Source organism: uncultured Sanguibacteroides sp. (assembly GCF_900543425.1).
Classification (GTDB): Bacteria; Bacteroidota; Bacteroidia; order Bacteroidales; family Marinifilaceae; genus Gabonibacter.
In genome coordinates, this window is record NZ_UQRQ01000017.1 from 60764 (window position 1) to 72729 (window position 11966).

The window sequence follows — 11966 nt, forward strand, 5'->3', positions numbered from 1 at the left end:
GATACGAAAAACAAAAGAAATAACCTGCATTACTTCTTACAAATTGTTTCTAATCTACCGGATAAAAAAAATACCCGAAAAGGAAGGCATCCTCCGATCTGTTCTGTCCCCTTTTCCGCGAAGAAGCATAATTAGGAAAAATAAAAAACCGCCCTGAAAAGGACGGCTTTTATATTTCGAAGTAAAAACTTACTCAGCTTTCGGAGTTTCCTCTGCAGGAGTTTCTTCTGCCTTAGGAGCCTCAACGGCAGCCTCGGCTTTCGGAGCCTCCTCTTTTTTCGTCGTACTTCTACGACGACGAGTGGTAGTTTTCTTCACCTCCTCTTTCTTCACCTCCGTGTAAGTAGTGTTATAATCAACCAACTCGATAATACACATTTCAGAATTATCACCGATACGATTAGCACCTAATTTCAAAATGCGGGTATAACCTCCCGGACGATTAGCTATCTTCTGAGCCACATCTCCGAATAATTCAGATACTACTTCTTTTTGACGAAGGTAGGAGAATGTCATTCGGCGAGAGTGGGTCGTGTCGTTCTTGCTCTTTGTCAAAAGCGGCTCAACATACATCTTAAGGGCTTTAGCTTTAGCTACTGTCGTTTTAATTCTCTTGTGAAGAATCAAAGAACAAGCCATATTAGAAAGTAGCGCTTTTCTATGGGCACTCGTTCTACTTAAGTGGTTAAATTTCTTTTTATGTCTCATTTTACTTATTCTTTGTCTAATTTATACTTGGCAACGTCCATTCCGAACTCGAGGTTATTATTCTCAAGTAAAGCTTCCAATTCTGTCAAAGATTTCTTACCGAAGTTTCTGAACTTCAACAAGTCGTTCTTATTGAATTGAACCAGCTCTCCCAAAGTTTCTACCTCAGCTGACTTCAAACAATTCAAGGCACGAACGGAAAGATCCATGTCCACTAATTTTGTTTTCAGTAACTGACGCATGTGTAATACCTCTTCATCAAACTCTTCATTTCCATACTTATCTTCGGTTTCCAAAGTAATCTTTTCATCCGAAAATAACATGAAGTGATGAATTAGAATTTTTGCTGCCTCTTTCAATGCATCTGTCGGATTAATCGAACCATCGGTTTCAATCTCGAAAAGGAGACGTTCATAATCGGTCTTCCCTTCTACACGATAATTCTCAATCTCGTATTTTACGTTCCGAATAGGAGTATATATCGCATCGATTGGAATAAATCCAATTTCAACCTCTGCCGGCATATTTTCAGCAGAAGGAACATATCCCCGTCCTTTCTGTATGGTAATTTCCATCTCCAAGGTGGTCGTGGAATCCATATTACAAATGATAAGTTCCGGATTCAGGATCTCAAATCCAGACAGGAATTGGTTCATATCACCGGCAGTAAACGTCTCTTGTCCAGAAACTACAACGGTCAGCTTCTCATTCTCCACGTCCTCCACTTTTCTTTTAAACCGAACTTGCTTCAAATTCAAGATGATCTCGGTTACATCCTCGATAACCCCGGGAATTGTAGCGAACTCATGTTCAACACCGTGAATTTTAATACCGGTAATCGCATAGCCTTCCAAAGAAGACAACAAGATTCTGCGTAGTGGATTACCAATGGTGATACCGTAACCAGGCTCTAACGGACGGAATTCAAATTTTCCGAATTTATCCGTTGATTCAAGCATGATCACTTTGTCCGGTTTCTGGAAAGCTAATATTGCCATATATATTTTTATTTTACTACTTAGAATATAATTCTACGATTAACTGCTCTTTGATGTTCTCAGGAATGTCCGTTCTTTCCGGAATGTTAAGAAGTTTACCACTCATAGAAGCAGCATCCCACTCCAACCAAGAATACTTACTGGTCTTCGAACCTCTTAAAGATTCATTGATCACCTCCAAAGATTTAGATTTCTCTCTCACACCTACGATATCTCCCGGACGTACATGGCAAGAAGGAATGTTACATACCTTACCATTAACCGTGATATGTCTGTGCGATACGTACTGACGGGCAGCGGCGCGGGTAGGAGCGATACCTAAACGATACACGATATTGTCCAAACGACACTCCAATAATTGAAGTAATACCTCACCGGTAATACCCTTGCTACTCTCAGCTTTTTCAAACAAAATACGGAATTGTTTTTCCAACAATCCATAGGTATATTTTGCTTTTTGTTTCTCCTTCAACTGCATTCCATACTCGGAGATTTTCTTTCTACGATGAGCTAAACCGTGTTGTCCGGGAGGATAATTTCTACGTTCCAACGCTTTGTCCGGTCCAAAAATGGGCTCACCAAATTTTCTTGCTATCTTAGACTTGGGTCCTGTATATCTAGCCATTTTATTCTGTATTTTAAAATTCTTAGATTAAGCTTCACGCTTATACTCTACGTCTTTTAGGAGGACGACATCCATTGTGCGGAAGCGGAGTAACATCAATGATTTCAGCCACTTCTATTCCACAAGCGTGAATAGCACGAATAGCCGATTCACGACCATTACCTGGTCCCTTTACGTAAACTTTCACCTTTCTCATACCTAAATCAAAGGCAACTTTACCACAATCGGTAGCCGCCGTTTGAGCTGCGTACGGAGTGTTTTTCTTCGATCCTCTAAAACCCATCTTACCCGCGGATGACCAAGAGATCACCTGACCGTTGGAATTGGTCAAAGAAATAATGATGTTATTAAAAGACGAATGAACGTGTGCTTGTCCCACGGCCTCTACTTTAACTAGCCGTTTCTTGTTTGATGTAGACTTCTTTGCCATAATTCAATCTCAATTCAATTATTTAGTTGCTTTTTTCTTATTTGCAACAGTTTTCTTCTTACCCTTTCTCGTACGGGCATTATTCTTCGTACTTTGTCCTCTAAGCGGAAGACCAATACGATGTCTGATTCCACGATAACAACCGATATCCATCAGTCGTTTAATGTTCATCTGGACTGAAGTTCTCAACTCTCCTTCTACTTTGTACTCACCATTGATGACTTTACGTACAGCAGCTAGTTGATCGTCATTCCAATCCTTCACCTTAGTGTCAAAATCGATGCCCGCCTTCTCAAGTATGGTCCGGGCACTACTTCTACCTATTCCGAAGATATAGGTTAGAGCTATTTCTCCTCTTTTGTTCGAGGGTAAATCTACACCAACGATTCTTGCCATAAATTTCTTTACTCTTTTTACTTAAATTAATAATCAACCCTGACGTTGTTTAAACTTCGGGTTCTTTTTGCAAATGACGTACAAAACGCCTTTTCTCCTAACAATCTTGCAATCAGCACTACGCTTTTTGACAGATGCTCTTACCTTCATGGTTCAACAATTTAATTTTTATATCTGAATGTTATCCTACCTTTCGTGAGATCATACGGTGACATGTCTACTCGTACCTTATCCCCCGGAAGTATTTTTATATAGTGCATTCGCATCTTTCCGGAGATATGAGCCGTTATAATATGCCCGTTTTCCAGTTCAACACGAAACATAGCATTTGACAATGCTTCCGTTATTACTCCATCTTGCTCTATTGAAGGCTGTTTCGCCATAATTTAATTTTAGATTTTAGATTTTAGATTTTAAATTAAACCCTTTATTTTCTAATTTACAATCCAAAATTCACAATTTACTATTCCTATCTCCTTATATACTCAAACGTCGACAAAATATCAGCACTCCCTTTACCTACCGCTACGGTATGTTCGAAATGTGCTGACGGCATATGGTCTCTGGTCCGGATCGTCCAACCATCGGACAACTGATAAACATAACGTTTCCCCATATTTATCATCGGTTCGATAGCTATAACCATTCCCGTCGTCAACTTACACCCTTGCCCCCGTTTTCCGAAGTTAGGAACCTGAGGCTCTTCATGCAAATTTCGGCCGACCCCGTGTCCAACCAACTCTCTCACGACAGAAAAACCATTTGCTTCCGCGTGAGATTGTACGGCATACCCGATATCACCTATTCGCATTCCGGATATTGCCTGCTCTATTCCTTTGTACAAGCTCTCTTGAGTCACTCTCAAAAGCTTCTCGACCTCTTCACTAACTTTCCCTACGGCAAAAGAATAAGCGCTGTCACCATAAAAGCCATTCTTTACAACCCCGCAATCAACGGAAACGATATCCCCCTCTTTTAGACACCGAGAAGACGGAATTCCATGTACAACTTCATCATTTACTGATATACAAAGCGTATTAGGGAATCCTCCATATCCAAGAAAACCGGGAACTCCACCATTTGAACGAATACAATCTTCCGCGATCTTATCCAATTCCAAAGTTGAAATCCCAGGACGTATATATTTAGATACCTCTCCTAAAGCCTTTCCAACCAAACGGTTACTTTCCCGTAATAACTCGATTTCCTCCTGTGTCTTAAAAAAAATCATGCCGCAAAAGTAATACTTTTTAATTGAAAACGGAAAATTGAAAATGGAAAATTAATAGCAATCTTCTTCATTTTCAATTTTCTATTCCTTCACTTCCAATTAATAAGCAGCAGGGCCGCCCGGAGTCTTACCTTTAATACGTCCCGATTTCATCAAACCGTCATAATGACGCATCAACAAATGAGATTCGATCTGTTGCAACGTATCCAGTACAACACCGACCAAAATCAGCAGGGATGTACCGCCATAGAACTGTGCAAATTGATGATTTACTCCGGAAATTTGAGCAAATGCAGGCAAAATAGCTACAATTCCAAGGAATATAGAACCGGGAAGAGTGATTCTCGACATAATCGTATCAAGGAACTCCATTGTTTTTCTTCCCGGTTTTACACCAGGAATAAAACCGCCGTTCTTTTTCATATCTTCAGACATTTGCATCGGATTTACTGTGATTGCCGTGTAGAAATAAGTAAACGCTACAATCATCACGAAAAACACTCCATTATACCAGAAACCGGTAAAATTGGACATAGCCGAAGCAAAGCCGGATAAAGACTCTGAATTAGCATAGTTAATCAAAGAGATAGGCAAAAGCATAATTGCCTGAGCAAAAATAATAGGCATTACACCGGCGGCATTTATCTTCAACGGAATATATTGCCGTACTCCCCCGTATTGTTTGTTTCCGACAATTCTCTTGGCATACTGTACGGGCACCTTACGGGTTCCCTGTACCAGCATAATCGTACCGCAAAATACCAAAAAGAGTAAAATCAACTCGATTAACAAAGCCACTAAACCACCTCCCTGTTGAGTCACCCGAGAAGTCAACTCCGCAAAGAAAGCAAACGGCAAACGAGCGATAATACCGATCATGATAATGATAGAAACACCATTACCAATACCTTTATCCGTTATTCTTTCACCCAACCACAGGACAAACATAGATCCTGCAGCCATAATAACTATGGACGAAATCTTAAAGAAAGCACCTGTTAACACAAAGGCCTCAGCAGGCACTTGAGCATATAAGTTGGTAAGATACGCTGAACCTTGTAAAACAAGGATAACTAAGGTCAAATACCGTGTAATCTGGTTTATTTTACGCCGACCGCTCTCACCTTCCTTTTGCAAACGTTGAAAATAAGGAACAGCTATTCCTAATAATTGCACCACGATTGACGCTGAGATATACGGCATAATTCCCAACGCAAAAACCGATGCATTCGAGAACGCTCCTCCGGAGAACATATCCAACAATCCCAGAACACCACTTTGTGTCTGTGCCTTCAACGCATTCAACATGTGAGGGTCGATACCCGGCAGTACCACCTCAGTTCCTAATCTATAAACGAGAATGAGCCCAAGCGTAGTTAAAATTCTAGTCTTGAGTTCCTCGATTTTCCAAATGTTCTTTAATGTATCAAATAACTTCATAAGTTCTTCCTTTTAAGGCATTAAATCTGGGATTTTGTTAAAGTTGCTTCAAAAATAGTAAATCTATTCTAAAAACAACTTTAAACCCCCAAATTTTTAATCTTACAATTCAACTACCGTACCGCCGACAGCCTCAATAGCAGCTTTTGCTTTTTCCGAGAACTTGTCCGCTTTTACTTCCAATTTGGCAGTCAATACTCCATCACCTAATACCTTAAGAAATTCGTTCTTAGACATTAAATTAGCTTTGATCAAGTATTCCTTATCGATTACAGTAAGATTATCTCTCTCTGCCAAAGCCTGAAGCATACCAACATTGATAGCTTTATATTCTACTCTGTTTACATTTTTAAAGCCAAACTTAGGCACACGTCTCTGCAAAGGCATTTGTCCACCCTCAAAACCGATCTTATTTTTATAACCGGATCTTGATTTAGCACCTTTATGTCCTCTTGTAGAAGTACCTCCTTTTCCCGAACCTTGTCCACGACCAATTCTCTTTGTATTGTGAGTTGATCCGGCTGCCGGTTTTAAGTTACTTAAATCCATTTTATTATCATTAAAATAGTTTGACAATCACTTTACCTCTTCCACGCGGAGAAGGTGTTTTACTTTCGCAACCATACCCAGGATCTGAGGAGTGGCTTCATGCTCCACGCTACTATTCATTTTTCCCAATCCCAGAGAATCTAACGTTCTAATCTGACGCTTATCGCTGCCGATCTTACTTTTTACCAATGTAATTTTAATCTTTGCCATCGTCATTCAAATTAACCGTTAAACACTTTATCAAGATTGACTCCTCTTTGTTGAGCTACCATCCGTGCATCTCTTAACTCTTTCAACGCGGCAAAAGTAGCTTTGACCAAGTTATGCGGGTTGGAAGAACCTTTACATTTAGCCAACACATCTTTTACCCCGGCACTCTCCAGCACGGCACGCATAGCACCTCCGGCTACAAGACCGGTACCGGAAGAAGCAGGACGCATAAATACCTCAGCTCCGCCATATTTAGCCACTTGTGCATGAGGAATAGTTCCTTTATACACGGGAACTTTTACCAAATTCTTTTTAGCAGCCTCAATTCCCTTGGAGATAGCCGTCGTTACTTCGTTAGCCTTACCTAATCCATAACCTACAACACCATTTTCGTTACCCACTACCACAATAGCAGAGAAACTGAAGGTTCTACCTCCTTTAGTAACCTTGGTTACGCGGTTGATAGCAACCAATCTGTCTTTCAATTCCAAGTCAGACGTATTATTTATCTTCTGTTCCATTCTTGCTTACGATTAAAAGTTAAGACCACCGTTACGAGCGGCATCTGCTAATGCCTTTACTCTTCCGTGATATAAATATCCGTTTCTATCAAACACCACGTTCTCGATCCCGGCTGCTTTTGCTTTTTCGGCAATCATAGCACCCAAAAGTTGAGCTTGTTCGATTTTAGTGATTTTCTTCTCTGCAATCTCCTTGCAAAGAGAGGATGCCGATGCTAATGTCTTGGCGGCATTATCATCAATCAACTGAACAGAGATCTGCGTGTTGGAACGAAAAACCGTCATCCGGGGTCTCTCTGCTGTTCCGAAGACTACCTTACGTATTCTTCTTTTTATTCTTATTCTTCTTTCTACCTTCGTTAAAGCCATAACATTACTTTTTTACAGGTGATTAAACTTTAGCCGACTTACCAGCCTTACGACGAAGAACCTCACCCACAAATTTAATACCTTTACCCTTGTAAGGCTCCGGTTTACGGAATGAACGAATTTTCGCTGCAACCTGACCGATAAGTTGCTTATCACAACTCTCCAACGTAATAATCGGATTAGACCGCTTTTCAGCAAGTACACTCACCTTAACTTCTTTCGGTAACACCAGGAAGATTCCATGTGAATAACCTAATCCAAGTTCAAGTACCTGACCTTCGGCGTTCGCACGGTAACCTACTCCGACCAACTCTTGTTTAATCGTGTACCCTTCAGAAACACCTACGACCATATTATGTACCAAAGCACGGTAAAGACCATGCTGAGCCTTATGACTTTTATCTTCGGTGTGACGTTCTAAAGTCACCTGATTCTCTTCCACGTTTACGGTAATATCGGTTCCTACATTTTGAGAAAGTTCTCCTTTCGGACCTTTAACAATCACCGTGTTATCCGGGTTTACCGTTACTGTAACCCCTTGTGGTATATCTATTGGTAATTTTCCTATTCGTGACATCTTAAGCCCTTTCTATTAATAAACATAACACAATACTTCCCCGCCTACATTCTTTTGGCGAGCTTCTTTATCCGTCATTATTCCTAATGAGGTAGATAAAATCGCGATTCCCAATCCGTTTAATACCTGTGGCATCTCGTCCACGTTGGTATAACGTCTAAGACCCGGTTTCGAAACACGTGTCAATGCTTTAATGGCGGGCATCTTTGTTTCCGGATGATATTTTAAAGCAATCTTTATATTGCTTCTTACGCCATCCTGCTCAAATTTGTAGTTCAGGATATATCCTTTCTCTTTCAAAATCTTGGTCATTTCCCGTTTCATTTTGGATCCGGGGATATCTACTACCTTATGACCAGCTCTTACTGCATTTCTAATGCGCGTAAGGAAATCTGCTATTGGATCTGTCATCTCTTCTAATTTTTTAAATTTACCAACTAGCCTTCTTAACTCCAGGTATAAGTCCGGCGGAAGCCATTTCCCGGAATTGAATCCGGCTTATACCAAATTGTCTCATGTACCCTCTCGGTCTTCCCGTTAATTTACATCTGTTATGTAAACGAACGCGACTGGAGTTCTTAGGTAGAAGGCTCAATCCAACATAGTCTCCTTCCTCTTTTAATTTGGCTCGCTTTGCGGCGTACTTTTCTACCAATTTTGCACGCTTTACCTCACGGGCCTTCATTGATTCTTTTGCCATTTCGCTTTTCTTTTAGTTCTTTTTAAATGGTAATCCAAACTCTCTTAGAAGTGCAAAACCCTCTTCGTCGGTATTAGCCGAAGTTACAAACGTGATATTCATACCCATGATCTTGTGGATGTTATCCAACACGATTTCCGGAAATATGATTTGCTCTTCTATTCCTAAAGTATAGTTTCCTCTTCCGTCCAACTTATTGTTGATACCTTTAAAATCGCGGATACGCGGAAGGGCAGATACAATAAGTCTTTCCAAAAATTCATACATACGTTCTTTACGTAAGGTCACTCTCACGCCAATCGGCATACCCTTACGCAATTTAAAATTAGAAACATCCTTGGTTGATTTACAAGTGATCGGTTTCTGACCCGTTATTGTCGTTAACTCGCTCACGGAAAACTCAAGAATCTTCTTATCCTGAATGGATGCTCCTACGCCCTGATTGATTACTATCTTCTCCAATCTGGGTGCTTGCATAACTGACTTGTATCCGAACTCTTTCATCAAAGTCGGTACAATTTCTTCGTTATACTTCTTTTTGTAATTTGGTACGTAATTCATCTAAATATTTATGATCTTTGATTCGTCATTTTATCATTAACACTTCACAAGTCGAAATTCCGCAAAATTTCAAGGCTGCAAAGATATAATTTAAAATCAGAAATCCATAATTAATTTATAATTTTTGATTTACGATCAAACATTTCGTTTATCGTAAACCAAAAATTAAAATTTCAATCTGGATATGCTTCCCAGCAATCCTCTGTTATTTCAATTCAGTTCCGGATTTCTTCGCGTAACGAACGGATCTCATTTTCGTTACTTTCTTTCCGTCCTTCGTAATTTCCGTCTCTACCCGTTTTCTTCCGACACGCGTCGGTTTTCCGGTAGTAGGATCAACCACGTTCAAGTTTGAAATATGGATCGGAGCCTCTTTTTTCACGATTCCACCTTGTGGATGAGCGGCATTGGGTTTCGTATGCTTGCTGATCATATTAATTCCCTCAACGATGGCTCTCTCTTTCTCCGGATCCACTTCAAGTACTTTGCCTTGCTTTCCTTTATCTTCGCCGGCATTTACCTGAACTAAATCACCTTTCTTTATATGAAACTTTCTATTCATCACCTATAAAATTTTAGATTATAGATTTCAGATTTTAGATGTATAGAAGCCTAAGCCTACTTTAATCTTAAATCCAAAATCATAAATCGTAAATAATTAAAGCACTTCTGGTGCCAAAGATACGATCTTGGTGTAACCTTCACGAACTTCTCTGGCTACAGGTCCGAAAATACGGGTTCCTCTCATTTCACCTGCATTATTCAACAACACACAAGCGTTGTCATCAAAGCGGATGTAAGATCCGTCCGGACGTCTGTATTCCTTGCTTACACGAACTACTACTGCCTTACTAACTGAACCTTTTTTTACTTCACCGTTCGGGAGTGCGTTCTTCACGGCAACAACGATTTTATCGCCTACACGCGCGTATCTTTTCTTGGTTCCTCCAAGTACGCGAATACAAAGCACTTCTTTAGCACCGCTGTTGTCTGCTACGGTCAATCTACTTTCCTGTTGTATCATGATTACTTAGCTCTTTCAATGATTTCAACTAATCTCCATCTCTTGGTTTTACTCAAGGGACGAGTTTCCATAATTCTCACTGTATCGCCGATGTTACATTCGTTCTTTTCATCGTGAGCAGTGAATTTCTTGGTCTTACTGACAAACTTCCCGTAAATAGGGTGTTTCTCTTTGAAGCGAACGGCAACAGTGATAGATTTCTCCATCTTGTTACTTACGACAAGACCGACACGCTCTTTTCTAAGATTTCTTTCCATACTTTATTACTTTACCGTTAATTCTCGCTTACGCAATTCCGTTAACATTCTTGCGATATCTCTCCTGACGGCCCGAATTTGCATCGGATTTTCCAAAGGAGAAACAACATGGTTCATCGTCATTTTAGTCAGATTTGCTTTCTCTGCCAAAATTCTCTCTTTCAGGTCTTCAGTGGTTAACTCTCTAATTTCTGAATTTTTCATCTCACTAACAATTTTTTGTTTTGAAACTTAAAATAGCCTCCCGACTATTCCGAATAATCACGTCTAACCACGAACTTAGTAGCGATGGGTAGCTTTTGGGCTGCTAAACGCAAAGCCTCTTTAGCTATCGCATACGGTACTCCGTCTGCTTCAAAGAGAATACGACCTGGAGTAACTGGGGCAACGAATCCTTCTGGAGATCCCTTACCTTTACCCATACGAACCTCAGCGGGTTTTTTAGTAATAGGTTTATCTGGAAATATACGTATCCATATTTGACCTTGCCTCTGCATGTAACGTGTCACTGCAACACGGGCTGCTTCAATCTGACGTTGTTCGATCCACGTACTTTCCAACGCCTTAATTCCGAAAGATCCGAATGCCAGTTCATGTCCTCTCTGGGCATTCCCCTTCATTCTACCTTTTTGCGATCTTCTGTATTTAGTCCTTTTTGGCTGTAACATAGCTCTAATCTATTTATAAGTTAAAAGACTACTTTTTTCTTTTCTTGAACCCACCCTTTTTGCCGGCTCCAGCATTCGGACGACCGCCATCTTTCGGGGCACTAATTAACGAGTTCGGAACAAGCTCGCGTTTGCCGTAAACTTCTCCCTTACAGATCCAAACCTTGATACCCAATTGGCCATATGTAGTCAATGCCTCGGCCTGGGCGTAATCAATATCTGCCCGGAAAGTGTGTAATGGAATTCTACCTTCCTTGTAGATCTCAGCTCTTGCCATCTCCGCTCCGTTCAAACGACCTGAAATCAGAATCTTGATACCTTCTGCTCCCATTCTCATGGTAGAAGCGATAGCCATCTTAATGGCTCTACGGTAAGCGACACGACCTTCCAGCTGACGAGCTATGTTATTACCCACGATCACCGCGTCCAACTCCGGACGTTTGATCTCGAAGATATTAATTTGAACTTCTTTATCTGTGATCTTCTTCAGCTCTTCTTTCAATTTATCCACTTCTTGACCGCCTTTACCGATAATGATTCCCGGACGTGCGGTGTTAATGGTAATCGTGATTAGCTTCAGGGTTCTCTCGATAACAATCTTGGCGATTCCTGCTTTGGCGAGACGGGCGTTCAAATACTTTCTGATTTTGTAATCTTCCACCAATTTATCACCATAGTTTTTACCGCCGAACCAGTTAGAAT

The 11966-nt window shown here is 40.5% G+C and carries 23 protein-coding genes; all 23 read right to left on the reverse strand.

All coding sequences use genetic code 11. The features are described 5' to 3' along the window. Nucleotides 1–189 precede the first annotated feature (189 nt). The gene (rplQ, locus tag QZR76_RS10175) at nt 190–708 is read right to left on the reverse strand and encodes a 50S ribosomal protein L17 (protein WP_294142707.1); all 519 of its coding nucleotides are present in this window, start codon (nt 706–708) and stop codon (nt 190–192) included. 5 nt (nt 709–713) lie between these two features. Further along, a complete protein-coding gene (locus QZR76_RS10180; protein WP_294142708.1) occupies nt 714–1706 on the reverse strand; it encodes a DNA-directed RNA polymerase subunit alpha in 993 nt (330 codons plus the stop codon). 16 nt (nt 1707–1722) lie between these two features. Next, nucleotides 1723–2331 (reverse strand): 30S ribosomal protein S4, encoded by a 609-nt coding sequence (gene rpsD / locus QZR76_RS10185; protein WP_294142709.1) that lies wholly within the window; start codon nt 2329–2331, stop codon nt 1723–1725. A gap of 40 nt (nt 2332–2371) precedes the next feature. Continuing rightward, nucleotides 2372–2761: a 30S ribosomal protein S11 gene (rpsK, locus tag QZR76_RS10190; protein ID WP_041503054.1), complete on the reverse strand. Its 390-nt coding sequence runs from the start codon at nt 2759–2761 to the stop codon at nt 2372–2374. A gap of 18 nt (nt 2762–2779) precedes the next feature. After that, nucleotides 2780–3157: a 30S ribosomal protein S13 gene (gene rpsM / locus QZR76_RS10195; RefSeq protein ID WP_294142710.1), complete on the reverse strand. Its 378-nt coding sequence runs from the start codon at nt 3155–3157 to the stop codon at nt 2780–2782. Between the two features lie 33 nt (nt 3158–3190). Continuing rightward, nucleotides 3191–3307, reverse strand: coding sequence for a type B 50S ribosomal protein L36 (ykgO, locus tag QZR76_RS10200; RefSeq protein WP_072025884.1), 117 nt, complete (start codon nt 3305–3307; stop codon nt 3191–3193). 11 nt (nt 3308–3318) lie between these two features. Further along, complete coding sequence (gene infA / locus QZR76_RS10205; RefSeq protein WP_018337664.1) at nt 3319–3540, reverse strand: translation initiation factor IF-1; 222 nt, start codon at nt 3538–3540, stop codon at nt 3319–3321. Nucleotides 3541–3626: 86 nt separating this feature from the next. Beyond that, entirely contained in the window at nt 3627–4388 is a 762-nt protein-coding gene (gene map, locus QZR76_RS10210) for a type I methionyl aminopeptidase (protein ID WP_294142711.1), read from the reverse strand. Nucleotides 4389–4487: 99 nt separating this feature from the next. Continuing rightward, nucleotides 4488–5828 carry a preprotein translocase subunit SecY gene (secY, locus tag QZR76_RS10215; RefSeq protein ID WP_294142712.1) on the reverse strand — a complete coding sequence of 447 codons (1341 nt, stop codon included), beginning with the start codon at nt 5826–5828 and terminating at the stop codon, nt 4488–4490. A gap of 102 nt (nt 5829–5930) precedes the next feature. After that, nucleotides 5931–6377, reverse strand: a complete 447-nt coding sequence (rplO, locus tag QZR76_RS10220; protein WP_294142713.1) for a 50S ribosomal protein L15 — start codon at nt 6375–6377, stop codon at nt 5931–5933. A gap of 27 nt (nt 6378–6404) precedes the next feature. Next, nucleotides 6405–6587 carry a 50S ribosomal protein L30 gene (gene rpmD, locus QZR76_RS10225; protein ID WP_294142714.1) on the reverse strand — a complete coding sequence of 61 codons (183 nt, stop codon included), beginning with the start codon at nt 6585–6587 and terminating at the stop codon, nt 6405–6407. An 11-nt stretch (nt 6588–6598) separates the two neighbouring features. After that, entirely contained in the window at nt 6599–7108 is a 510-nt protein-coding gene (rpsE, locus tag QZR76_RS10230) for a 30S ribosomal protein S5 (RefSeq protein ID WP_294142715.1), read from the reverse strand. Nucleotides 7109–7120: 12 nt separating this feature from the next. Next, the gene (rplR, locus tag QZR76_RS10235; protein ID WP_294142716.1) at nt 7121–7477 is read right to left on the reverse strand and encodes a 50S ribosomal protein L18; all 357 of its coding nucleotides are present in this window, start codon (nt 7475–7477) and stop codon (nt 7121–7123) included. A gap of 22 nt (nt 7478–7499) precedes the next feature. Then, a complete protein-coding gene (rplF, locus tag QZR76_RS10240; protein ID WP_294142717.1) occupies nt 7500–8054 on the reverse strand; it encodes a 50S ribosomal protein L6 in 555 nt (184 codons plus the stop codon). A gap of 15 nt (nt 8055–8069) precedes the next feature. Further along, nucleotides 8070–8465: a 30S ribosomal protein S8 gene (gene rpsH, locus QZR76_RS10245; RefSeq protein ID WP_294142718.1), complete on the reverse strand. Its 396-nt coding sequence runs from the start codon at nt 8463–8465 to the stop codon at nt 8070–8072. Between the two features lie 19 nt (nt 8466–8484). After that, on the reverse strand, nt 8485–8754 hold the full coding sequence (rpsN, locus tag QZR76_RS10250; RefSeq protein WP_018337673.1) for a 30S ribosomal protein S14: 270 nt from the start codon (nt 8752–8754) through the stop codon (nt 8485–8487). Between the two features lie 12 nt (nt 8755–8766). After that, a complete protein-coding gene (rplE, locus tag QZR76_RS10255) occupies nt 8767–9315 on the reverse strand; it encodes a 50S ribosomal protein L5 (RefSeq protein WP_294142719.1) in 549 nt (182 codons plus the stop codon). Between the two features lie 205 nt (nt 9316–9520). Further along, complete coding sequence (rplX, locus tag QZR76_RS10260) at nt 9521–9877, reverse strand: 50S ribosomal protein L24 (RefSeq protein WP_294142720.1); 357 nt, start codon at nt 9875–9877, stop codon at nt 9521–9523. A gap of 96 nt (nt 9878–9973) precedes the next feature. Further along, nucleotides 9974–10339, reverse strand: a complete 366-nt coding sequence (gene rplN, locus QZR76_RS10265) for a 50S ribosomal protein L14 (protein WP_041503065.1) — start codon at nt 10337–10339, stop codon at nt 9974–9976. A gap of 2 nt (nt 10340–10341) precedes the next feature. Further along, entirely contained in the window at nt 10342–10596 is a 255-nt protein-coding gene (gene rpsQ / locus QZR76_RS10270; RefSeq protein WP_041503066.1) for a 30S ribosomal protein S17, read from the reverse strand. 6 nt (nt 10597–10602) lie between these two features. Further along, complete coding sequence (rpmC, locus tag QZR76_RS10275; protein ID WP_294142721.1) at nt 10603–10800, reverse strand: 50S ribosomal protein L29; 198 nt, start codon at nt 10798–10800, stop codon at nt 10603–10605. A 44-nt stretch (nt 10801–10844) separates the two neighbouring features. After that, on the reverse strand, nt 10845–11264 hold the full coding sequence (rplP, locus tag QZR76_RS10280) for a 50S ribosomal protein L16 (protein WP_294142722.1): 420 nt from the start codon (nt 11262–11264) through the stop codon (nt 10845–10847). 28 nt (nt 11265–11292) lie between these two features. Continuing rightward, on the reverse strand, nt 11293–11966 hold a 674-nt coding region (gene rpsC, locus QZR76_RS10285), incomplete at its 5' end, for a 30S ribosomal protein S3 (RefSeq protein ID WP_294142723.1).